The sequence below is a fragment of the Streptococcus cristatus genome, assembly GCF_003943535.1.
Classification (GTDB): domain Bacteria; phylum Bacillota; class Bacilli; order Lactobacillales; family Streptococcaceae; genus Streptococcus; species Streptococcus cristatus_L.
This window is the reverse complement of record NZ_RJPU01000001.1, coordinates 48,266-70,481: the sequence shown is the minus strand read 5'-3', so window position 1 is coordinate 70,481 and position 22,216 is coordinate 48,266. Positions and strand designations below refer to the sequence as shown.

20 protein-coding genes and 2 pseudogenes are annotated in these 22,216 nt (G+C 41.4%); 8 read left to right on the top strand and 14 right to left on the bottom strand.

Annotated elements, in window-relative coordinates; all coding sequences use genetic code 11:
- The first annotated feature begins 174 nt into the window (after positions 1-174).
- Positions 175-585, top strand: a complete 411-nt coding sequence (relB, locus tag D8790_RS00370; protein ID WP_125387181.1) for a type II toxin-antitoxin system RelB family anti-toxin — start codon at positions 175-177, stop codon at positions 583-585.
- 171 nt (positions 586-756) lie between these two features.
- Here the strand turns inward: relB and D8790_RS00365 are convergent, their stop codons facing one another.
- From D8790_RS00365 to D8790_RS00355, 3 genes are read right to left on the bottom strand one after another with little or no spacing between them, the layout of a single operon-like run.
- Positions 757-1,275 (bottom strand): hypothetical protein, encoded by a 519-nt coding sequence (locus tag D8790_RS00365; RefSeq protein WP_125387180.1) that lies wholly within the window; start codon positions 1,273-1,275, stop codon positions 757-759.
- Positions 1,272-1,895 carry an ATP-binding cassette domain-containing protein gene (locus tag D8790_RS00360; RefSeq protein WP_002894088.1) on the bottom strand — a complete coding sequence of 208 codons (624 nt, stop codon included), beginning with the start codon at positions 1,893-1,895 and terminating at the stop codon, positions 1,272-1,274. The genes D8790_RS00365 and D8790_RS00360 overlap by 4 nt, the downstream gene beginning before the upstream one ends.
- Entirely contained in the window at positions 1,895-3,877 is a 1,983-nt protein-coding gene (locus D8790_RS00355) for a bacteriocin-associated integral membrane family protein (protein WP_125387179.1), read from the bottom strand. The genes D8790_RS00360 and D8790_RS00355 overlap by 1 nt, the downstream gene beginning before the upstream one ends.
- A gap of 345 nt (positions 3,878-4,222) precedes the next feature.
- Here D8790_RS00355 and D8790_RS00350 point away from each other — a divergent pair, with 345 nt between their 5' ends.
- Positions 4,223-5,071, top strand: a complete 849-nt coding sequence (locus D8790_RS00350; RefSeq protein WP_125337578.1) for a helix-turn-helix domain-containing protein — start codon at positions 4,223-4,225, stop codon at positions 5,069-5,071.
- 9 nt (positions 5,072-5,080) lie between these two features.
- On the opposite strand, the pseudogene D8790_RS00345 reads toward D8790_RS00350, so the two are convergent.
- The 4 genes and pseudogenes from D8790_RS00345 to ruvA all read right to left on the bottom strand — a co-directional run.
- Positions 5,081-5,194 (bottom strand): annotated as a pseudogene (locus D8790_RS00345) (DNA-3-methyladenine glycosylase I); the annotation flags it as partial.
- A gap of 121 nt (positions 5,195-5,315) precedes the next feature.
- Positions 5,316-5,969: a CPBP family glutamic-type intramembrane protease gene (locus D8790_RS00340; RefSeq protein ID WP_125387178.1), complete on the bottom strand. Its 654-nt coding sequence runs from the start codon at positions 5,967-5,969 to the stop codon at positions 5,316-5,318.
- Between the two features lie 4 nt (positions 5,970-5,973).
- Positions 5,974-6,528 (bottom strand): DNA-3-methyladenine glycosylase I, encoded by a 555-nt coding sequence (locus tag D8790_RS00335; protein ID WP_125387177.1) that lies wholly within the window; start codon positions 6,526-6,528, stop codon positions 5,974-5,976.
- Positions 6,529-6,537: 9 nt separating this feature from the next.
- On the bottom strand, positions 6,538-7,131 hold the full coding sequence (gene ruvA, locus D8790_RS00330) for a Holliday junction branch migration protein RuvA (RefSeq protein WP_048763536.1): 594 nt from the start codon (positions 7,129-7,131) through the stop codon (positions 6,538-6,540).
- A 169-nt stretch (positions 7,132-7,300) separates the two neighbouring features.
- Here ruvA and D8790_RS00325 point away from each other — a divergent pair, with 169 nt between their 5' ends.
- Positions 7,301-7,807: a helix-turn-helix domain-containing protein gene (locus tag D8790_RS00325; RefSeq protein WP_037586090.1), complete on the top strand. Its 507-nt coding sequence runs from the start codon at positions 7,301-7,303 to the stop codon at positions 7,805-7,807.
- A pseudogene (locus D8790_RS10765) lies at positions 7,791-8,366 on the top strand (RDD family protein). The gene D8790_RS00325 and the pseudogene D8790_RS10765 overlap by 17 nt, the downstream one beginning before the upstream one ends.
- Before the next feature lie 132 nt (positions 8,367-8,498).
- Here the strand turns inward: D8790_RS10765 and mutL are convergent.
- A complete protein-coding gene (gene mutL, locus D8790_RS00310; protein ID WP_015605960.1) occupies positions 8,499-10,445 on the bottom strand; it encodes a DNA mismatch repair endonuclease MutL in 1,947 nt (648 codons plus the stop codon).
- Between the two features lie 184 nt (positions 10,446-10,629).
- Here mutL and D8790_RS00305 point away from each other — a divergent pair, with 184 nt between their 5' ends.
- Together D8790_RS00305 and D8790_RS00300 are read left to right on the top strand one after the other, a co-directional pair.
- Positions 10,630-11,070, top strand: coding sequence for a LytTR family DNA-binding domain-containing protein (locus D8790_RS00305; protein ID WP_125387176.1), 441 nt, complete (start codon positions 10,630-10,632; stop codon positions 11,068-11,070).
- Positions 11,067-11,537 carry a DUF3021 family protein gene (locus tag D8790_RS00300; RefSeq protein WP_125387175.1) on the top strand — a complete coding sequence of 157 codons (471 nt, stop codon included), beginning with the start codon at positions 11,067-11,069 and terminating at the stop codon, positions 11,535-11,537. Before D8790_RS00305 ends, D8790_RS00300 begins: the two co-directional genes overlap by 4 nt.
- Positions 11,538-11,728: 191 nt before the next feature.
- Here D8790_RS00300 and mutS read toward each other — a convergent pair whose 3' ends face one another.
- Positions 11,729-14,278 (bottom strand): DNA mismatch repair protein MutS, encoded by a 2,550-nt coding sequence (mutS, locus tag D8790_RS00290; RefSeq protein ID WP_125387174.1) that lies wholly within the window; start codon positions 14,276-14,278, stop codon positions 11,729-11,731.
- Positions 14,279-14,350: 72 nt separating this feature from the next.
- Positions 14,351-14,791, bottom strand: a complete 441-nt coding sequence (gene argR, locus D8790_RS00285; RefSeq protein ID WP_125370813.1) for an arginine repressor — start codon at positions 14,789-14,791, stop codon at positions 14,351-14,353.
- Between the two features lie 125 nt (positions 14,792-14,916).
- Here argR and argS point away from each other — a divergent pair, with 125 nt between their 5' ends.
- Both argS and D8790_RS00275 read left to right on the top strand, forming a co-directional pair.
- Positions 14,917-16,605: an arginine--tRNA ligase gene (gene argS / locus D8790_RS00280; protein ID WP_048792284.1), complete on the top strand. Its 1,689-nt coding sequence runs from the start codon at positions 14,917-14,919 to the stop codon at positions 16,603-16,605.
- Positions 16,606-16,656: 51 nt separating this feature from the next.
- Positions 16,657-16,923 (top strand): MarR family transcriptional regulator, encoded by a 267-nt coding sequence (locus D8790_RS00275; RefSeq protein ID WP_125387173.1) that lies wholly within the window; start codon positions 16,657-16,659, stop codon positions 16,921-16,923.
- A 46-nt stretch (positions 16,924-16,969) separates the two neighbouring features.
- Here D8790_RS00275 and nrdI read toward each other — a convergent pair whose 3' ends face one another.
- The 4 genes from nrdI to malQ all read right to left on the bottom strand — a co-directional run bounded on the left by nrdI (position 16,970) and on the right by malQ (position 22,034).
- Positions 16,970-17,446, bottom strand: coding sequence for a class Ib ribonucleoside-diphosphate reductase assembly flavoprotein NrdI (gene nrdI, locus D8790_RS00270; RefSeq protein WP_376739406.1), 477 nt, complete (start codon positions 17,444-17,446; stop codon positions 16,970-16,972).
- 63 nt (positions 17,447-17,509) lie between these two features.
- Positions 17,510-18,022, bottom strand: a complete 513-nt coding sequence (locus D8790_RS00265) for an ABC transporter permease (protein ID WP_125387172.1) — start codon at positions 18,020-18,022, stop codon at positions 17,510-17,512.
- Between the two features lie 193 nt (positions 18,023-18,215).
- Complete coding sequence (gene glgP, locus D8790_RS00260) at positions 18,216-20,477, bottom strand: glycogen/starch/alpha-glucan family phosphorylase (protein ID WP_125387171.1); 2,262 nt, start codon at positions 20,475-20,477, stop codon at positions 18,216-18,218.
- Between the two features lie 39 nt (positions 20,478-20,516).
- A complete protein-coding gene (gene malQ, locus D8790_RS00255) occupies positions 20,517-22,034 on the bottom strand; it encodes a 4-alpha-glucanotransferase (RefSeq protein WP_260470224.1) in 1,518 nt (505 codons plus the stop codon).
- Positions 22,035-22,216 lie beyond the last annotated feature (182 nt).

Below are 22,216 nucleotides of genomic sequence, written 5' to 3'. Positions count from 1 at the left end.
ATTTGATTGACAAAGTTGTCAACATCCTGTGGATAACTTTTAAAAATCTGTTTGTTATGGAGAATAACTGGATTGTTAGGCAGATGCTATTGGCAACGGAGACTTTTCTTTTTATAATAAACATGAAAAGGATGTAAAAAGTGATTTATTCATTTCGTTAGAAAGGGAACCATCATGAAAATCTCTCAAGTTCTCAAAGACATTCGTCAACAACATCAACTCACTCAGGAAGCCTTAGCAGAAAGGCTCACTGTTTCCCGCTCTGCCATTGCCCGCTGGGAAAGTGGAAAAGGAAGCCCTGATATTGGCAATCTCATCGCTATCAGTCGGGAGTTTGATCTCAGTCTAGATCAGCTCATCAAGGAGGACGAGCGCTTGGAGAAAAAGGTCATCGAAGACAGCAAGGCTAAAAAATGGCATTATTTAGTCATCCTCTACCTTTTTTCCATCTTAGTTTACATTGGTGTCTCTGCTTACTTACACCATATCTTTATGGCAGGTTTCCTTGTCTCTACTCTCTTTATGCTTTTCTACGAGCTGCGCATCTTTATCAAGGAAAAGATTTGGATGCAGAAGGATAACTAAACAAAATTCCTTGGTTGTTAGAAAACCAAGGAATTTTTCCTATGAAATAAGAAACAGAGTCACCCTATTATGAGACATATGAAAGAGAGCAGGCAAGCAAAGATTGCGTTCGCTTTTTACATATAAGATAGAAATCATTTGTATTTCAAAAATTTATTGGAACTTTTGTCTTTATGCGTTTGTCGTGTCATCATAAATTATTTTTTTAAACGCTTCGTATAGTTTTTTATAGAACTCTTTCTTTTCTTTTTTTTGATCATTAAACTCTTTTTTGCCGTAATCAAAATTCGCTACTGAAAATCCCTTGCCATCATCAGAAAAAGTGAAGAATTCTATCCCAATCAATTTATTATTTTTAGCATCTACTACAGTAGTTCCTAAATTATTGTTAAATTGTTTAACTTCTTCTTCACTAACCCCAAACCCCATAGCAGTGCCATCTGCAATAATATTTGAAAACACTTCTTCTGAAGATGCTACTTCTTTGACAGATATTAGATAGACAGCATCTTCTGTTTCTACTTGCCTTACCTTATCCCATCTTTCGGTATCATTCGAAGAGATTGTATAGACTGTTAAATCCACCGAAGGTTTATTGGAATTTTCTTTTTTAATCACTTGTTTGCCAATTAAGACGATTGCGAGTATTCCAATGACTAGTAGCAAACTAATATAAATTTTCTTTTTCATGCCTGACTTCCTATATCTTTTATATCAATGATAACATCAACTTTACTATATACAGCTGGATCATGCGTTGCTATAATAACATAATTATTCTTGGCTGCTTCACTCAATAATAAGTTGATGATTTCATTCCCAATCTCACTATCCAAGGCTCCTGTAGGTTCATCCGCTAAAATAATTTTACGCGGTTTCATTAACATTCTTGCAATAGCTACACGCTGAGCCTGTCCCCCAGACAATTCATATATTTTATGTTTTAAATAGTCCGTAGAAAGGCCTACTTTTTCAAGTATCTCAGATATAATCTTTTTGTCTTTATTGAGGAGTTTTAAATTATCATATACTGTTTTGTTTTCTATCAAAGAATAATTTTGGAATACATACCCAATAGTATTTTTAAAATAGGTTCTTTCTTTTGTTTTCCAAATATCCTGTTTATCAACTAACACTTTTCCACTGTCAATTTTTTCTAGCCTTCCTATAATGTTTAGCAAGGTACTTTTACCTGAACCCGAACCGCCAATCAAGGCGTAGCTTTTCCCAGCTTCAAAGGTTAAATTTAAATCTGTAAATATTTCTTTTGAGCCATATTTTTTTGTAACATTCACAATTTCAATTGTCATTAGTCATCTCCTTTTAGAATTTGAGTGTATCTATCAGATAATTTTCTGAAACTTATTATTATTGACATCATTAAAACCGTTAAAGAAGCAAGACCAATATACAATAACTCTATTTGTCCAGTCATGATAAATGTCAATAAGATAACCATTATAATCGTTATCATAAAATATTTTAGACTTGAAATGGCTATACCTGTTTTCGATAGGCCTAAAATGATTTTTTTGACATAGTCATTCTGTTTTAAGGCAACAAACATTTGAGCATATTGATAAATGAGTAGAAATACAATTCCACAAATAATTATTTGCAGTATTTTTGAAAGGAGAATTTGGTGCTCTAAAGATTGAATATTAAGTTTCACAGTTTGGTAAACCTCGACTGGATTGATTGAAAAATTCAAACTAGCACTCAAATCGTTGATGTCCTTAATTGCTTCTGGACTAAAAAGTGAGTTATATATGATATTGCTTGCCAAAATAAAATCGTTAGTTTCTACCATTTTATCAGTATCTAATACAACCACTATATTACTCTTACTATTTGTCACACTTTCCAAAGGTAGATTATCTTTATTCTCAGGGACACTACTGCCATTTTCATTGAAATAGAAAAATTCTTGCCCATCAGGAATGACTTGCACCGTAAGATCATCTTTTGTATAGTTTGTACCAGTAAATTGTTCTGCTACAACCGTATTCTCGATTGATGCCTTATTCTCTTTAAATTTATTAGGAATATAGATGGTTGCTATTTTATTATCTAAAATACGATAGTTTGTTCCATTAACTTTATTTTGTACCTTAGCACCTGTTTGATTGATATAAACCAGCTCTTTATTAACCTCTGGATTCGTTATCCCATCACTTTTTAATTGCTTAGAAAAATCTTCTGTAACATGAGAAGTTTTCATAAAATCTGGAACATAGGCTGAAGATGATTTGATATATATAAAATCCAGTTTTTTTAAGGCTTTAGCAATCTCTATATACTTAGCTCCTGAGTCATTTGCTTCTTCTCCATTAGTAACAGATTCATTTTCAATACCCAAAAACTCTACTCTTTTCCAATCTTTTACTGCACTCCATGGTTCTAAATGCTTTATCTGTATATTTATCTTTGATTGACTAGCCTTTGTTTCCCGTAAAAAGACTCCTGAAACAACTATTATGCTAGAAATAACCGCAAGCCATACGATAAAAATGAGGCTGTTTTTGGCCTTATTTTTTATAATTTCAATAGGCTTTTCAACCTGAATCGTCAGCCAAAATAAAACAAAGGTGATGAGATCAATGATTTGAAATAGTATAAAATTCGTTAGAAGCAGAGAGAAAAATAACTTAGAGCTATAGGTGAAGAGACCGCTCCCCAGAAAAGAGCCATAGAAAACCATCAATAAAGCGACTATAATCAGCTCAAAAGTAACAGAAATTAAATAATCCTTTTTTAGGTTATACACAGGTAATCCTAAAGAACGTCTTATCACCCCTTCTTTTATCTGCCTCGCTCTAACAACAAATAAAACAACTAATAAGGTTAAGTAAATTGAAATCATTAACAAAAATCTTAAAGAGCCAGTAAATTGTATCATTCCTCCCATATACCAAGGGTAAGCCATATATACTACTTGCAGACCTGTAGACGTGAGTTTTTTTAAACCATTTGAATCTATTTCCCCTAGAGTATAGTACATCCCTGTTATCGGTATAGACTTTAATTGTTCATGGCTGGCATCATCAAGATTTATATAAGTCAACTGTCCTGAATTCTGAACCACCGGCTTGTATATTTTAACTTTTTTCTCTTCTGATAGGCCACTAATCATTTGATATATTTCTTCATTAGAAAGATTGCTTTTCCCTTGAATGGAGAAGGCACCATCAATTGGTAAAGGTATTGGTTTTTGAGTATCACTAATACTAACCAGACCAATGGCAGCAATTAAGCAAAAAAAGAGTCCTATAACACCTAATTTTAATTTCATAAGCTCCTACCTATATTATAAAAGACCTTATAATATTATTGGGTCTTCCAACTTTCATAAACTATTGTTAAAATTTAAAGTAGTTCCAATGTGCATTTAATCGAACATCATTCCAACTTTTTGTTGAACTTGACATTGCCCATCCATATTTTTGAGAATCAGATGACTTAACAGTTCCCCAAAGATTAGTTATCGAAGATTTTGAACCAATATTATTCGGAGATTTAACATAGTAAATTGTATTTCACTTTCTTCATTTTTGCCCTCCTTTTTATTTCATGATATACTATTTTAAAATATTTTTTCAAAATGTAGCTTTTAGTAACATTTTAAAAAGGAGTTCTTATGCGCTGGGATTATGGAAAAATCTATAAAGAAATTAGAAAATCAAAAGGGCTGACTCAAGAAGAAATTTGTGGGGATTTTTTAGCTCGCTCAACTTTGGCACGAATTGAAAGCGGACAAGTCGTGCCAAAGTTCGATACCATGATTTTTTTACTTCGCCAGATAGATATGACACTAGAAGAATTTAAATACATTTGTGATTATTATCAACCTAGTCAGAGACAGAAAATTTTAAATTCTCTTTATAACCAAGGTGAGACTATTGTAGGGACGAAAGGTTTGTTACAATTAAAGAGAGAATGCGAGGCATATCTATGTAAACATTCCGATATTCCGATTAAACATGCTTTAGATAGCATCAATATTACTATTCATCTGAGACAAAATGGAATTTCTGAGACAAAAGAAATTAATGCTACTACCAATAAAATTTGGGCGTATTTAGAAAAACAGGACACTTGGTATGAAAGTGATTTTCGACTTCTTTCTACTATTCTTTATTTCTTCCCTTTAGAAAATATAAAACAATTTACCCAAAAGATTTTAAATAGCATAAAAAAATACCAATCATTCCGCTATGGGAATAATCTACAAATCGGACTCTTAGTCAACCTTTCTACCATCTATCTTTATAATGGATTAAAGAGAGAATGCGCTGAAATCACTAAGTACATTTACGATTTGTCAAAAAAAGAAAAACGTTATGATTCCCTCGGGCTTTCACAGATTCGACTTGGAATTTGCAAAAATGATAACGAATTAATAAAAAAAGGGATTGGTCTACTACAACTTGCCGATGAAAAAGAGCTAGTAAAATCGCTAAAAGAAGAAATTGAAAAATACCGTTGAGAGTTTTTCTCAAACGGTATTTTTATGTGGATTGAAATCACAATCATTTTCATGGTCATTGATAAGGCCAGCTGCTTCTAGGAATGAATAGACACAAACGGAACCGATAAATTGAAATCTTTGACAAGGTGTCAAAATACTTTTACAGTCTCTTATTAAACAAAAGGAATCACTATTTTAAATGATTTACATTCTCCCTACTCTCTAAAGATAAATTAGCTGATTATACATTACTTTCATCTTTCTATCTTAAAATAAATGAAATAATAAAAGCAATGATATTATTGCAGCAATGAAGGGCAATTGGATACCAGATATTTTTGTCCTTTCTCAGATACAGGAGCGAGAGAAGAAGACCTCCGGCAATATAGGAAATAGCTGTCACCCACTCTGATAAGGCCCAGCTGTGCATATGAAGGGTGGCAAATATAAAGGTTGTTAAGACAATACCGAGCCCGTCAGAGAATTTTGCCAAGAAAGTGCCTAGGAAAAAGCGACGGAAGAAAAACTCTTCAACAATTGGCCCGATAAAGCAACCGATAACCAAGATTAGAAAGGGATTTTTCAACAAGGCACCTTGAATACTGGCATCATTCTGCCCCTGTAGCGGCAAGCCCAGACTCTGTTTAATCAAAGCTGAAAGCAGGTTGCAGGCAATGGACAGGAAGAAAACGAAGACCATATACAAAGAAATCGTTTTTAAAAATTCCTTCTTCTTAGTCAGAATCAAGGCTAACTGCTCCTTTAATTCTTCCCGATAAGCTAAGATTCCCAAAATAAATAAAAGGAAATAAACTGGGTAAATCAACCAATTTATCCCAAGCAGTTCCAAGCCTCTACCTAGGAATAAGATCGTATAGAGGGTGGTAAAAATAAGGAGAAATTTTCTTGTTTTCATTGTTCTACTTCCAATCACAATCATTTTCATGGTCATTGATAAGACCAGCGGCTTCTAGAAATGAATAGACACAAACGGGACCGACAAATTTGAAGCCTTGCTTCTTCAGCGCCTTGGACATGCTTTCTGACAGCTCTGTCTTCGTCGGAGCTTCCTTGTAGTTCGTAATTTGACTGTCAATCGTTTTGAACTCGACAAAGGACCAGATATAATCATTAAAAGAGCCAAACTGCTTTTGAACAGCCAAAAAAGCTTGAGCATTATCCCTGGTCGCATAGATTTTCATCTTATTGCGGACGATATCAGGATTATCCAAAAGAGCATTCAAGTCTGCATCCGTCATCTGAGCAATTTTCTGGGCATCATAAAAATGAAAAGCTTCCCGAAAAGCCTGACGTTTATTGAGAATGGTCTCCCAAGAAAGTCCAGCCTGATAGGTCTCCATGCAGAGCAATTCAAATAATTTCTGATCATCATGGAGGGGCTTGCCCCACTCCTCATCATGATAGGCTACATACAAAGGGTTATTCATCTTTACCCAGCCACAGCGTTTGGTCATATCTTCCTCCTATTTCACCAACATCTTAAGGGCAGACTTGATATAGTTTTCAGCTGTGTCCGTCGTGCCTTCAAAGAATTTCTTGATTTTCTTAAGTTCCGCGGCTTTGTAGCCCAGAGCCAGCATAGCTTCCATGGCTTCTTCCAACTCTTGGTTTTCATTGCTAGCTTGTACTGCAGCCTTGGCAGGAAGTTCGTCACCAGCTACTGCCACTTTGCCCTCCAGATCCAACACCATCTGCTGGGCTGTTTTCTTACCAATCTTAGGAAACTTGGTCAGGTAGGTGATGTTTTTCTGCTCAATGGCTTGCACTAAGCCAGCATTATCATCCGCCGCAATAATAGCCAGGGCAGACACTGGGCCGATACCTGAGACTGAAATCAAGCTGAGAAAGAGTTGCTTCTCCTCCTCAGTCGCAAAGCCGTACAGGAGCTCCGCATCTTCTCTCACCACCTGGTGCACATAGACCTTTGCTTCCTGATGAAGATGTCCTGAGTAAGCATAAGGATTAGCTACATGAAGAATATAGCCGATAGAGTTGACTTCCAACACAATGTACTTGGCTGTTATTTTACTGATGATTCCTTTAAAATATTCGTACATAATCTTCCTTCTTTTTTGTATCATTTTGCCTATCTAGTATATCATATTTTCCATTTGGAAACTGCAAATAGAAGTGCAACCATTGGTTGACAAAATGTACAGGAAGCTGTATTCTCAAGATAAGGAAAAGCTGTTAGGATAGAGATAGAAAAAGAAAGGAGCTGTCATGATGAAACTCGCTGATAAATTATTTGAACTAAGAAAAGAAAAGGGCTGGTCACAAGAAAGACTGGCTGAACAAATCAGTGTCTCTCGCCAGAGCATTTCCAAGTGGGAGTCTGGCCAAGCGCTACCTGAACTCGAAAAAATTGTAGAGCTGAGCAAGATTTTCCAAGTGACGACAGATTATCTGCTTTTAGAAGACAGCGATAAGCCGGAAATAAAACCCATTCTCTCAGAAGACGAAAAAGATCGCTACTACAAGGAAGTAAAATCTTATGGCTTCTGGCAGGTTCTGTATATTTTTATATCTGCCTTGGCTATCTTTCTCTTTTTCGCAGGTTCTAGCTTTCCAGCAACATTCACTGCGCTGGTCTGGTTAAGCTTTTTCCTCTTAATCGCGTCTGCAATGGCTATTAACAAGGCGCTAAAAATCAAGAAAAAGTATCTGGACAAGGTTATAGACCTTGATGAGGCTTCTAAGAAAGAAGGCGACAAGGATGAATCTAAAAATTAACAATCCCATACCTGTCAAAACACGTCTGAAAGAACTCTTTGGAGACTGGCTCTTCATCTCAGGCTACCTCATTGCTCTTTTTTTACTAGCTATGGGCTTTTATAATCTGGTTCTAGGGGGCATTCCTGTATTCACTGAAGCCCAGAGCCAACTTCTGGCTTTTTCTACCTCCGTTCTTCCTCTAACTATCATCTTTGCTTAGCTAGACTATAGAAAAGGCTGCTTGGGCAAACCTTGGGCAGGTTTACAGTTGGTTTACAAACATAAGAGCCTTTCCTACAGCCTTTTGCGCTCTGCTATCAAGTTTTTCCCTTGGCAGCTGGGGCATCTGGGAGCTATCCGTAGTGCTTATCAAGCAGATACCCTGTCAATTTTCTTGTCAACATCAGCAGGGATTCTCTTCTTGATCTTTCTGCTGATGGGACTGCTCCGCAAGGACAAACGTCATCCAGCTGATTTGCTTGCTGGAACACAAGTTCAGCTTAACAATTCAAAACGAGGCTGGGACAAAAGTCCTAGCCTCTCAATTGTTTTTGGATTGTCGAGCAAGACGCAGTGATTGAGTGGGCTCTACTACGCTGATTTCATCAGTTTTTACAGCCCTACTCAACTGTGCGGAGGTGGCACGACGAAATCGAATTCTAACGAATTACCGATTTCTGTCCCACTCTCGTTTGATCTTCTATACAGTTTAGTATTTCCCTAACTCCCGCAGGCTAGTGTGATTTTCCTGAATACGGCGGAACATTTTTTCCATATCCGACTTGGTAAAGTTGACCAAGACCGGCCGGCCGTGTGGGCAGTTATAGGGATTGTCACACTGGGACAGCTGAAAGAGCAAGTCACGCGCAGAGTAGTCATCCAGACTGTGATTGGCCTTGATGGAGCGTTTGCAGCTCATCATAATGGCCAGCTCTGCCCGATATTTCTTGATGGAAACTTCCTTGGTCAGGAGAAGCATATCACACATTTCATAGATGCCGGCTTCAATCTCCTCTTCCTTGAACCAAATGGGATGCTCGCGGAGGATAAACTGATTGGCTCCGTACTCTTCTAAAAAGATGCCAGCATCTTCTAACAACTCCATCCGCTGCTTGATTCGCAACATATCATCCGCTGGAAATTCAAAGATATGAGGTACTAAGAGCTGCTGCTGGCTATTGTCCACATCCCCAATCTTCTCCCGATAATACTCATACTTGACTCGCTCTTGGGCGGCATGTTGGTCAATAATGTAAAGACCGCCCTTGCCCTGAGCAAAGAGATAGGTACCATGCATCTGGCCGAAATATTCTAACTCTGGGAAGCTTGACTTCTCTTCTTGTTCCAACTTATCCACAGCCCGCTCCAGACTAGCCTGATCTAGCTCTGGATGGTCTAGTTGGTCATGGCTGGCAGGCTTTCTCTCTGCAAATTTGACCGAAGTCGATTGTGGCAGTTCTGCTTTTTCATCTGTCGCTTCATGAACAGGCTCCGCTGATTCTTCAAAGAATAGCTGCTGCTCAGCCACCTGCGGCTTGAGGAAGAAATCATTCTGCTCCCTATCGTAGTAGAGGCGATTTTCTTTCAGCGGAAGACTGGTCTGTTCGGGCTTAGTCGCACGCTTAACAGTTGATTTGGCTAGATTTTCCAAAGCATCCGGAATCAGGTCTTGCTCCTTGAGACTAGTCGCAATGGCTTGTGAAATCAAGGTCATGAGTTCCCGCTCTTTAGAAATCCGCACCTCTTGCTTGGTCGGATGGACATTGACATCGGCCAGATAGGGGTCAATCTGAATATTGATGACCGCTAGTGGAAAGCGGCCTACCATAAGCTTGCTGCCGTAGCCATCCAAAATAGCACGATTGAGCAGGAAATTCTTGATATAACGGCCGTTGATGAGAATCGTAATATAATTACGATTTGCCCGAGTCAGCTCAGGCAGACTGACATAGCCGCTCACTTCAAAATCCAGATCTGAAGCAGAGATTTCCACCATTTTCTTGGCTGTTGCCAGACCATAGATACCCGCAATAGCCTGACGCAGATTGCCACTGCCGGCAGTCCGTGTCATTTCGCGGCCGTCACTGATAAGGGTGAAAGCCACTTCCGGATGGGCCAGACTAAGCCGATTAATCACATCAACAATATGGGACAGCTCAGCCTGCTGGCTCTTCATATACTTGAGCCGGGCTGGAGTATTGAAGAAGAGATCTTCTATCTTGATTTTCGTTCCTACCGGACTGCTGGTCGGCTCATGCTCTTCAATCTCACCGCCTTGGGCAACTAGTAGAGTCCCATGCTGGCCAGATTCAGTCGCTGTTTCAATGGTAAAACGTGAGACAGAAGCAATGGAAGGAATGGCCTCACCACGAAAACCCAGCGTCCGAATCCGAAAGAGATCCGCTTGCTTCTTGATTTTACTGGTAGCATGGCGTCGAAGGGCCAGAGGGACATCTTGGTGGTCAATGCCCTCGCCATTATCCGTCACCTGAATGCTCTTGAGTCCAGCTTCTTCGATTTCGATCGTAATCTGACTGGCACCCGCATCAATTGAGTTCTCCACTAGCTCCTTGACCACGCTGCTAGGCCGTTCAATGACTTCACCGGCCGCAATCTGATTGGCTAGAATTTCTGGAAGTTCGATAATTTTTGACATCTTGTTCTCCGTATTTGTTCTGCTATCTATTATAACACATTGGGCTCTTTCTAGCAGAAGGCAGCCTTTTCTTGACCATTCTGTCCGTCAGCCAAACCATATAGACACAAATAGCTGCCACATGGACAAAAGGGCTTGTTTTCTCTGCTTGGTTGCGGTTTAATAAAGGTGAAAGGAGGAAGTTATGAAAGTTAAGCTAAGAATCGATTCTCAAGTCTCAGAAGACTCTATCAGCATTGAGGCCCGCCTCATGACAGAAAGCATTCAGGAACTGGTCCACTTTGCTCAAGATCTAGGCAAAGTGGACAAGATTCATGTCAAGAAAGAAGATGAAATCTATCTGCTGGACACTAAGGAAATCCACCGAATCTACACAGAAAATCGTCAGGTTCGGGTCCGAACAGCAAAAGACAGCTATCGAGCTCAACAAGCTCTTTATCAGTTGCTGCAGATCCTGCCGGACTATTTCCTACAGATTTCGCAGTCAGAGATTATCAACAGCCGACAAATCAGTCACCTCAAGCTGACGCCCAATGGTCTGATTCAAATATTTCTGAAAAACGGCGATACGACCTACTCGTCCCGCCGTTATCTCAAATCCATTAAAGAAAGGTTGCAATTATGAAAACTCGTCTTAAAAAACTCTTTTTCGGAGGGATTGGAGGGATTTTCATCGGTCTCTTCTTCTCCATGATTGTTTCTTATTTTTACAATCCTGCTTATCTACCGCTTCACCCTCGCTCTCCTATTGGCCACTTCTTTTTGAGCCAGCATGTCCATGTTTCCCTCATCATGCTCTACTGCCTGTTTATCTGGTTTGTCATGGGAGCTGTTTTTAGATGGAGTGGAAGCTTCTTCCAAAGAGAATGGAGCATCCTGCGCTCCATCATCAGCCACTATGGTGTGATGATTCTGACCTTTGCACTTTTGGCTAATCTAGCTGGATTTTTCCCGAGAGAAAAAATACTTAGCCTGACACTAACTGCCGTCGGGGAATTCACCCTCATCTATCTGATTATTTCAGGAGCCATCTACTACCACACCTACCGCAACATTCAAAAAATCAATAGCGGTTTGTCTAGCAAATCGTGAGAATAAAAAGAGAGTGGGACAGAAATCGGTAATTCGTTAGAATTCGATTTCGTCGTCCCACCTCCGCACAGTTGAGTAGGGCTGTAAAAGCTGATGAAATCAGCGTAGTAGAGCCCACTCAACCACTGCGTCTTGCTCGACAATCCAAAGACAATTGAGAGGTTAGGACTTTTGTCCCAGCCTCTTTATTTTTACAACTTCTTCTTGAGCTCGGCCACTGCTGCCATGACTTCCAGGGGAGTCATATTGTAGATGTCCAAGTCTCGGAGTTCAGTCAGGACTGGATTTTCCGTTCCTTCTGCGAAAAGAGACATCTGCTCAGCTACTTGTGATTGCTTCGGTCTGGATGCAGCAGGAAGCTCTGAGCCTAGTCCTGTACCTTGACTCTCCAAATGGCTCAAAATGCTATCCGCCCGCTCCAGTAATTTCTCAGGAAGTCCAGCAATCTTCGCCACATGGATTCCGTAGGACTTGTCAGCCGGACCCGGCTCAATCTTATGCAAGAAAGTCACTTGTTCGGCCTTTTCCAAGGTTGCCACATGGACATTTTCCAAATGCTCCAAGCTATCCTCCAAGGCTGTCAGCTCATGATAGTGGGTGGCAAAGAGGGTCTTAGCTCCAGTATAATGATGAATATGCTCAATAATAGCCTGAGCTAGCGCCATCCCATCGTAAGTCGCCGTCCCACGGCCCAGCTCATCAAAGAGAATGAGCGAACGCTCGCTGGCCTGTCGGATGGCTCGATTGGCCTCCATCATCTCCACCATAAAGGTGGACTGGCCAGATACCAGATCATCCGCTGCACCAATGCGAGTGAAAATCGCATCGAATAGCGGCAGACTGGCAGACTGAGCGGGCACATAAGATCCCATCTGTGCCATAATGACGATGATAGCCAGCTGGCGCATATAAGTCGATTTCCCGCTCATATTCGGACCAGTAATCAGCTGGATGTCCGTTTCCTGGTCCAGCAGAATACTATTTGGAATGTAGCTTTGGGCTCCCATGACCTTTTCTACAACAGCATGCCGACCTTTTTCAATCTGCAGACGGCGCTCCGCAGTAAAGACTGGGCGCACCAAATGCTGCTGCTCTGCCACCGCAGCAAAGCTCTGCAGGACATCTACAGCTGCCAGCGTTTGTGCCAAGGCCTGCAAGCGCTGGATATATTTGCCAACTTCCTCGCGAATTCGCATGAAAATCTCGTATTCCAGATTAGCAGATTTTTCACGCGCCTCCAACATCTCTCCCTCAATCCGAGCCAGCTCTTCCGTTCCGAAACGCTCCGAATTTTTCAGGGTCGCCTTGCGAAAGAAATGACTAGGCACATGAGCCAGCTGGGAATTGGTCACATGGAAATAGTAACCATCTTTTTTGTTGTAATCAATCTTCAGATTACTGATGCCGCTGTGGGCACGTTCTTTAACTTCCAGCTCCGCAATCCATCCGGTCCCTTCCCGTAGCACAAGCCGATACTGATCCAAGGTCTCATCAAAACCGGTCCGAATGATATTTCCCTCGGTGATGATATGGGGTGCTTCCGGTGAAATGGCCGAGCTAATCAAGCCCGCCAACTCTGGAATAGGATCCAAGCCCTCAATCAAAGGCGCTAGATGCGGACTGCCAATCCCTTGCAAGATAGCCTTAATCTGAGGCACATTTCCCAATGTAGCTGCCAGCTGCAGCAGATCCTTAGGATTGGTCTTGCCAAAAGACACCCGACTAGCCAGCCGCTCGATATCATAGACTCCCTTGAGGCTCTCCGTCAAATCACTCCGCTCAAAGAAATGATCCAGAAAAACCTCGACGACATTCTGCCGCTGGCTAATTCGCACTTTATCAATCAGCGGACGCTGGATCCAAGAGCGCAGCATGCGGCCGCCCATGGCCGTCTTGGTCTCGTCCATCAGCCAATAAAGACTGCCGTGCTTCTTGCCCGAGCGAGCATTTTCTGTCAAATCCAGACTCGCCTTGGTAGCATAGTCCATTTGCAGAAAGTCCTTGATTTCATAATGCTGAGCCTTCTTTAAATGGCTGAGCTCCCTCATCTGGGTCCGGTGCACATACTCTAGCAATTTCCCCGCTGCCTGACGTTCCATAGGAGACAGTTTCTCTCCCAGCAGCTGGACATCGTCCAAGGCTGTCTGTACATAGGACAGCAAGAGGTTCATCTGCCCAGCCAAGACCTGTTCCTCAGCTTCTGGCAAGGCATAGCCCAGCACCACTTCCCTAGCTTTCAAATTGCGAATTTCCCCGCAGACCAAGCTAAAGTCCTCTAGACTGGTCACCTGAAACTCACCGGTCACCAAGTCCATATAAGCCAGGCCATAGAAGCCGTCTGAGTAATCCAAAGCCACCAGAAAGTTATTCGCAGAGTCGGGCTTAGTAGAGTCCACCACCGTTCCCGGCGTGATAACCTGAACGACCTCTCGCTTAACAACTCCCTTAGCTTCCTTGGGGTCTTCCATCTGCTCCGCAATCGCCACCTTATAGCCTGACTCGACCAAGACATCAATATACTGCTGCGCCGAATGATAGGGAACTCCGGCCATGGGAATGGGATTTTCTGCATTTTTATTGCGGCTGGTGAGAGAAATCTCTAAAATCTGGGCGGCATTGACCGCATCATCATAAAACAACTCATAGAAATCCCCCATCCGAAAGAGCAAGAAAGCATCTGGATAGTCCTTCTTGATATCCAAATACTGCTGCATGCCTGGCGATAACTTTTCTACTGCCATCTCTATCCTTTCTAAAAACAAACGAGGTCAGGACTTCCGTCTCAAACCTCTCCGTCAATTCTAAGCTTTTGGCTAGTCCATGCCTTCTTTGACACTCGTCTCGATTTCTCTAGCGGCATCCTGATCCCGGCAAATCACCAGCAAGGTATTGGCCCCTGCAACGGTTCCTAAAATCCGACTATCCAGCGAACCATCTACCACATTTGCCAAGACCGTCGCTTCGCCCAGTCCTGTACGGAAAACCAGCGTAAACTCCGCTCTAGAAACTGCCTGAACATGACTGGCCAGAAATCCAGCTAGATCCAACTCCTCTGCTTCATGAGCCAGCACATAGTAGACTTGCCCATCTTTCTTCAGCTTGGTCAAGCCAATCTCTCTTAAATCCCGCGAGAGGGTTGTTTGGGTCACAAATATCTCCTCGTCTTCCAGTCTTTTTTGAATATCCTTTTGTGTTCCTAACTTTTCTTCCTTGATCATCCATTTAATAAGCTGATGACGCTCACTCTTTCTCATACTCGACCTCATTGACTGAATATTTATACTCTCAATTATATCAAAAAATCTATCTTATACCAAAAAAATTGAAGATTCCTCATAAAATATGATAGAATAGTAACAAAAGACCCAAAGGAGCAAATATGGATAATAAACAATTAATCGCTAGCGAGTTGGCCAAAGTTATTGACAGCTTGGACCAAAGCGCTATCTCTAACCTACTAGAGCAACCGAAAAGTTCCGATCTTGGAGATATTGCCTTCCCAGCTTTCTCACTTGCAAAAGTAGAACGCAAGGCTCCTCAAGCTATCGCTGCGGATATTGCTGAAAAGATCGACCCAAGTCACTTTGAGAAAGTTGTCGCAACTGGACCTTATGTCAACTTCTTCCTCAACAAAGCTAAAATCTCTGATCAAGTCATCAAAGAAGTCATCAAGGAAGGCGCTGACTATGGTCAACAGAACGAAGGTCAGGGCGGAAATATCACAATCGACCTTTCCAGTCCCAACATTGCGAAACCTTTCTCTGTCGGTCACTTGCGTTCAACCGTTATTGGAGATGCCTTGTCCAATATTTTCCGCAAGATGGGCTACAATACCATCAAGATCAACCACTTAGGTGACTGGGGCAAGCAATTCGGTCTCCTCATGGTTGCCTACAAGAAATGGGGCAACAAGGAAGCCGTTGAAGCCAACCCAATCGATGAACTCTTGCAACTTTACGTCCGCATCAATGCTGAAATCGAAAACGATCCAGCCTTGGATGAAGAAGGTCGCCTCTGGTTCAAGAAACTGGAAGATGGCGATCCAGAAGCAACAGAACTCTGGCAATGGTTCCGTGACGAAAGTCTCGTTGAATTTAACCGCATCTATGAATTGCTCGGCGTTGAATTTGATAGCTTAAACGGAGAAGCCTTCTACAATGACAAGATGGACGAAGCCGTTAAAATTCTGGAAGACAAGGGTCTCTTGAAAGAATCAAAAGGCGCTAGCATTGTGGACTTGGACGATGTCAATCTCCCACCAGCTATGATTAAAAAATCAGACGGTGCTACGCTTTACATCACCCGGGATATTGCCACTGCTATGTACCGTGCGCGCACTTACAACTTCGTTAAGAACGTTTACGTCGTTGGTCAAGAGCAATCCAACCACTTCCGTCAGCTCAAGGCCGTCCTTAAGAAGATGGGATTTGACTGGAGCGATGACATGATCCACGTGGACTTTGGTCTGGTTACGAAAAACCGCCAAAAACTTTCAACACGTAAAGGAAATATCATCCTTCTGGAACCAACTCTGCAAGAAGCGATCAGCCGTGCAAAAGCTCAAATTGAAGAGAAAAATCCAAATCTGGAAAACAAAGAAGCTGTTGCCCATGCAGTTGGTGTCGGCGCCGTTAAATTCTACGATCTTAAGACTGACCGTCGTAATGGCTATGACTTTGATTTGGAAGCGATGGTTTCCTTTGAAGGTGAAACTGGACCGTATGTACAATATGCCTATGCACGTATCCAGTCTATCCTGCGCAAAGCAGACTTCAAGCCAAGTCTTGATGCCAACTACAACCTCAACGATGCTGAAAGCTGGGAAATTATCAAACTGCTCCAAGACTTCGCTCGCGTAGTCAAACGTGCAGCTGATAACTTTGAGCCATCTCTGATTGCCAAATACGCGATCAGCCTAGCTCAAGCTTTCAATAAATACTATGCTCACACTCGCATCTTGGATGAAAATCCTGAACGCGACAGCCGTCTAGCCCTCAGCTACACTACTGCTGTTGTGCTGAAGGAAGCTCTCCGCATGCTTGGTGTAGAAGCACCAGAAAAAATGTAACCCTACACAAACCTTCCAGTTTTGGGAGGTTTTCTTAGGAAGAGATATTTTATGAATGAAACTGCTTATATTTTAGTTGCCCTTAGCTTGGTCATTCTCTTTTTGTACAACAAAAGAGAAAAGGTAAAGTTGCAGATTTTGCTGCAGCAGGAACTCCTAAAAAGTGATCATTTTCGACAAGAACTCCAAGAAAAAATGGCCACTAGCGAAAACCAAAATGACCTTATTGCTTACATTAACAAAAACTACCGTTTAGGAATTTTATATTCAAAAGAGCTGGTCGAAACTATCGCTGGCGAGCATGCAAGTCAAGAATAGAAACAAAAGCCGTTCGATCAAAAATGTTGATCGAACGGCTTTTTACTTATGCTTTTATTTCGTACAATTCCTCGATAATGCCAGCTACTTTTTTAATATCGCCTAACATACCACGCATTTCAAAATCAGCTAAAACGGGGAAACCAAAACGTTGGCTGTATTGCTTAGCAGTCAGACAGTACTGGTTGTTAAAGTTACGATTACCACTTCCGATAACTCCCAAACACTTGCTAGCATTCTGTCCATAAGCTATAAAATCGGCCACATCCGTCGTAAGAATCTCAACATCGCCATTATCCACACCATTGCCACCTTCCAGATAGGTCGGTAGAAAAGTAATGAAAGGATTGGTCATTTCAAAGAACGGATGTCCCTCTTTCACTAAGTCTTTGATATGGATTTTCTCAATCTCTAAACTCGGATGCTGCTCTAACAAATAGTCGCTCAAACGACGGACAAAACTCTCTGTATTGCCACTCAAGCTGATATAAACTAAGGAAACTTTCATGTTTATTTGCTCCATTCCAAAAAAATAACATTTATCCACTCATCTAGATTATAAGCAGTAAATGTTATTTGCCAAATCTTAATTCTCTTCAGCTACTTCTACAGTTTCCTTTTGCTGCTTGATAAGCTTAAAGACAACAATCGAAAGGAAGATAAGACTAATCACAACAGAGAAGCCAATAGTGAAGTTCAGTCCCAGCATCTGAGATGAGAGTAAGGACGGATCTGAAAAAGAAGACGTTGCAATCCCTTTTGCCACCACATAACCATACGCTGTTCCAATCAGACCAATAAGAACGTTCACGATGTAAATAAGATTAGCTTTGAACATATCTTTCTTAAAAACGAAGAACCAAGCTGCAATCAAAAGAAGCAAGCCAACATAAAAGAAAATATTATTTATTAGCGAACCTGACAGTTCAGCGCTCTTGCTAAAGTAAGCTGCATACTGAGATTTTGCTGGCTCATTGATCCCCTTTAGTAAGGTTTCCACGGCATCATTTGAAGAGGAAAACTTCGAAATAAGCTCCCACAAAGTGCCTACTGTTTCTAATCCCAGTAAGACATAGAGATAAATTGGTTTCTTTTTCATAATAACCTCCTGTAAAGAAATACTTTTTCTTATTATACACCCAAAAGAAAAGACTGACAAGAGCCAAGGTCTGCTACGATTTTAAAGCTCTATCTACCAGAAAAGCTTATCCTCCAAGGCTACTTACTCTAGTCTTCTAACACGAAAAAAGCCAAGACAGGACTGTCTAGGCTTTTTTACTTATTTTAAATAATTAGTTCTCCAAATGCCATACTTCATCATTGTATTGTTGGATTGTACGGTCTGCTGAGAAGAAGCCAGCTTTTGCAATGTTAACGATCACTTTATCCAACCATGCATCGCGGTCTTCGTAGTCAGCAAGCATTTGCTCTTTCACCTTGATGTAGTCTTCCAAGTCAAGAAGCGTCATGAACCAGTCTTTGTTGATCAATTCATTGTAAAGACGTTCTAAGCGTTCTTTCTTACCTACTGCAAGAACAGCATCGCTGATGATAAAGTCAACCAACGGTTTGATAGCTGGACGAGCGTAAAATTCGCTTGATTTGTAGGCTGCTTTTGCGTAAAGGTCGATAACTGTTTCTGAATCTTCACCAAAGATGTAGATGTTGTCTTTGCCAACCAACTCAGCGATTTCCACGTTAGCACCGTCCATAGTACCAAGTGTCAAAGCACCGTTGAGCATGAATTTCATGTTACCAGTACCTGAAGCTTCTTTAGAAGCAAGTGAAATTTGCTCAGAAATATCACCAGCTGCAATCAAGAAGCTTGATGCTGTAACGTTATAGTTCTCAACCATAACCACTTGCAAGTGTGGTGCCACTGCTGGGTCATTCGCGATGATTTCTGACAAGCAAAGGATCAAGTGAATGATGTCTTGGGCAATTGTGTAAGCAGGAGCTGCCTTACCACCAAAGAAGACAGTGATTGGGCGAGCAGGAATGTTACCAGCCTTGATGTCCAAGTATTTGTGGATCACATACAAAGCGTTCATTTGTTGGCGTTTGTACTCGTGTAGACGCTTGATTTGGATATCAAAGATAGAATCTGGATTGATTTCTACACCTTGAGCTTCCTTCAAGTGACGAGCCAATTTACGCTTGTTGTGAGCCTTAATGCCTTCCAGCTTTTCTTTCACTTCTTGCTTGCCAGCAAAGTCAAGTAGACCTTCCAACTTAGTAGCATCATGGTGCCAATCGCGACCAAGAAGTTCATCTAAGTAGCTAGACAAACGTGGGTTAGCGTGCATGAGCCAACGACGGAATGTGATACCGTTTGTCTTGTTGTTGAATTTATCTGGATAAATATCGTAGAAAGCTTTCAACTCAGAGTTCTTCAAGATTTCAGTGTGGAGTGCTGCAACCCCGTTAACGCTGTATCCATAGTGGATATCCATGTGTGCCATGTGAACACGGCCGCTCTCGTCAATGATTTGAACAGCTGGATCTTTGTATTCTGCTTTGACACGACGATCCAATTCTTTGATGATTGGTACCAAGTGAGGAACCACTTCTTGCAAGAATTCAAGAGGCCATTTTTCAAGGGCTTCAGCAAGGATAGTGTGGTTTGTGTAGGCAGTCATGCTACGAACGATTGAGATCGCTTCATCAAGCTCGATACCACGCGCAGTCAAGAGACGGATCAATTCAGGAATAACCAGTGATGGGTGAGTGTCGTTGATTTGTACAACTGCATAGTCTGCAAGGTCATGCAAGTTGCTTCCTTTTTCGATCGCTTCGTCGATGATCAATTGTGCACCGTTTGAAACCATGAAGTATTGTTGGAAAATACGGAGCAATTCACCTTGCTTGTCACTATCATCTGGATAAAGGAAAAGAGTCAAGTTGTGAGCGATATCTGTCTTGTCAAATTCGATTCCCTCTTTGATGATGGAAGAATCAACTGAATCTAGGTCAAACAAGCGCAAACGGTTTTTAGTAGCTGTCTTGTAACCAGGTACATCGATATCGTAAAGAGTAGATGTCAATGTGAAGTGTGCAAATGGCACTTGGTAGCTACGACTTGAGCGAACCAACCAGTTTTGCTCAGTCAACCAGAAATTTGGAATAGTTGTTTGTTCATTGTTTTTAAGGACTTGTTGGAAAAGACCAAAGTGGTAGTTTAGTCCAACACCGTCACCATTGAGACCCAAGGTTGCGATAGAGTCCAAGAAGCAGGCTGCCAAACGGCCCAAACCACCATTACCAAGAGATGGTTCCAGTTCTACTTCTTCAACTTCGATCAAGTCTTTACCGGCAGCGGCAAGTTCTTTTTTCACATCGTCGTAAAGACCAAGGTTAATCAAGTTGTTTGACAAGAGTTTACCAATCAGAAACTCAGCAGAGATGTAGTAGAGTTTCTTTTTACCAGTATTAACTGGCTTTTGAGCGCTCGCTAATTTTGTGTAGTTCAAGAGAGCCAAATAAAGCTCTTCATTGCTACAATCAGCAATTTGCTTTTGATAAGTTTTTTGGATATATGTTTGTAAGTTTGACATGATTTCTCCTAGTATTAGAAAGTATTGAAATTTATTGTCTTATGAAAGTAAGTCCGTATTCAGACGACGATAGACCTTAGTCAAATGATAAAGCTGACCTTCTACGATAGGGTTAAGCTCTTCAGCTGTCATCCGCCATGCCCAGTTGCCGCCAATTGTAGAAGGCAGGTTCATGCGGGCAGAGCCATCTAGCTCTAGCAGATCTTGCATCGTTGCGATAGCCATGTAGCTAACGGAAGCAAAGATTGTACGAAGCATTGCATGTGGCACCGTTTCGTATTCTTTGCGGTTAGTGTACTGAGCCATGTATTCACGGGTTGGATCATCGATCTCATCCTTATACCAGCCCAATACAGTATTATTGTCGTGAGTACCAGTATACATCACAGAGTTATGTGGCGCCAAGTGTGGGCTATCAATGCTTTCATCATCTGGATTGAAAGCGAATTGCAGAATCTTCATACCTGGGAAGCCAGTTCGTTCACGCAATTCAATGACTTCATCCGTCATGAATCCAAGGTCTTCTGCAATGATGTTCAAATCACCTAAAGCTTCTTTCACTGCGGCAAACAGCTTATAACCTGGACCTTTGACCCAGTGACCAGTAGCTGCTGTGTCAGACTCAGCTGGCACTTCCCAATAAGACTCAAAGCCACGGAAGTGGTCAATCCGAACAATGTCGTAAATCTTAAAGCTTTCGCGAAGACGCTCAATCCACCAAGCATAGCCATCTTGATCCATGGCATCCCAATTATAAATTGGGTTACCCCACAATTGGCCAGTCTCTGAAAATTCATCTGGTGGGCAGCCAGCAACCTTGACTGGGCGACCTTGCTTATCTGTCTTGAAGAAGTGAGGCTGAGCCCATACATCTGCGCTGTCAGCAGCTACATAGATTGGCATGTCTCCAACGATCTCGATATGATGGTCATTGGCATATTTCTTGAGTTCCAACCATTGTTTAAAGAAGAGATATTGAGTTACACGGTGGTATTCCAGCTTGTCTGCCAATTTCTCACGATAGCTAGCCAAGCTTTCTGGTTGGCGACGACGAATCGCTTCATCTGGCCATTCTGTCCAAGCTTTCAGATCAAAATGCTCTTTAACAGCCATGTATTCTGCAAAAAGCTCCAACCAAGCTGCATTTTCCGCAACAAAGTGACGGAATTTGTCAAGATCGCCAACTTTAAGGAAACGAGCAACCGCTTTTTCCAAAAGAGGACGACGTGCTTCAAATACTTTTGCATAATCTACAGCTTTTGGATCATCACCAAAATCAACGCCTTTTAAATCTTCTTCTGCCAACAGGCCTTCGTCGATCAAGAAATCCAAATCAATAAAGTGAGTATTCCCTGCAAAGGCTGAGAAAGACTGGTAAGGAGAGTCCCCATAACTAGTCGTTCCCAAAGGCAAGATTTGCCAATAACGTTGCTTCGTTCTAACTAAAAAATCCACAAAATCATAAGCAGACTGACCAAAAGAACCAATCCCGTACTTGCCTGGCAAAGAGGAAATGTGCATCAATACACCACTTTGTCTCGCTTTCATATGTAACACCTCAAAAATTTTTTCATGCTTGTTTCCTACTTTATTTAGCGAAAACGTTTGCGTTGCTTGAATTATAACCTATTTTTTTTTCAAGTGCAAGCTTTTTAAAAAACTTTTTTATTTATTATACCATAGATTTCAATTTTCTATCCTTATATATCATATAAATTAGCACTCTTTCCTTAAAAATT

Bases quoted from the DNA above. Each gene is read 5' to 3' on its own strand.
- argS (WP_048792284.1), top strand. From the start codon at position 14,917: ATGGATAATAAACAATTAATCGCTAGCGAGTTGGCCAAAGTTATTGAC.
- D8790_RS00335 (WP_125387177.1), bottom strand. From the start codon at position 6,528: ATGACCAAACGCTGTGGCTGGGTAAAGATGAATAACCCTTTGTATGTA.
- D8790_RS00275 (WP_125387173.1), top strand. From the start codon at position 16,657: ATGAATGAAACTGCTTATATTTTAGTTGCCCTTAGCTTGGTCATTCTC.
- D8790_RS00355 (WP_125387179.1), bottom strand. From the start codon at position 3,877: ATGAAATTAAAATTAGGTGTTATAGGACTCTTTTTTTGCTTAATTGCT.
- relB (WP_125387181.1), top strand. From the start codon at position 175: ATGAAAATCTCTCAAGTTCTCAAAGACATTCGTCAACAACATCAACTC.
- D8790_RS00360 (WP_002894088.1), bottom strand. From the start codon at position 1,895: ATGACAATTGAAATTGTGAATGTTACAAAAAAATATGGCTCAAAAGAA.
- glgP (WP_125387171.1), bottom strand. From the start codon at position 20,477: ATGTCAAACTTACAAACATATATCCAAAAAACTTATCAAAAGCAAATT.
- D8790_RS00300 (WP_125387175.1), top strand. From the start codon at position 11,067: ATGAAAACTCGTCTTAAAAAACTCTTTTTCGGAGGGATTGGAGGGATT.
- D8790_RS00365 (WP_125387180.1), bottom strand. From the start codon at position 1,275: ATGAAAAAGAAAATTTATATTAGTTTGCTACTAGTCATTGGAATACTC.
- D8790_RS00340 (WP_125387178.1), bottom strand. From the start codon at position 5,969: ATGAAAACAAGAAAATTTCTCCTTATTTTTACCACCCTCTATACGATC.
- mutS (WP_125387174.1), bottom strand. From the start codon at position 14,278: ATGGCAGTAGAAAAGTTATCGCCAGGCATGCAGCAGTATTTGGATATC.
- D8790_RS00350 (WP_125337578.1), top strand. From the start codon at position 4,223: ATGCGCTGGGATTATGGAAAAATCTATAAAGAAATTAGAAAATCAAAA.
- ruvA (WP_048763536.1), bottom strand. From the start codon at position 7,131: ATGTACGAATATTTTAAAGGAATCATCAGTAAAATAACAGCCAAGTAC.
- nrdI (WP_376739406.1), bottom strand. From the start codon at position 17,446: ATGGAGCAAATAAACATGAAAGTTTCCTTAGTTTATATCAGCTTGAGT.
- D8790_RS00325 (WP_037586090.1), top strand. From the start codon at position 7,301: ATGAAACTCGCTGATAAATTATTTGAACTAAGAAAAGAAAAGGGCTGG.
- D8790_RS00265 (WP_125387172.1), bottom strand. From the start codon at position 18,022: ATGAAAAAGAAACCAATTTATCTCTATGTCTTACTGGGATTAGAAACA.
- argR (WP_125370813.1), bottom strand. From the start codon at position 14,791: ATGAGAAAGAGTGAGCGTCATCAGCTTATTAAATGGATGATCAAGGAA.
- D8790_RS00305 (WP_125387176.1), top strand. From the start codon at position 10,630: ATGAAAGTTAAGCTAAGAATCGATTCTCAAGTCTCAGAAGACTCTATC.
- mutL (WP_015605960.1), bottom strand. From the start codon at position 10,445: ATGTCAAAAATTATCGAACTTCCAGAAATTCTAGCCAATCAGATTGCG.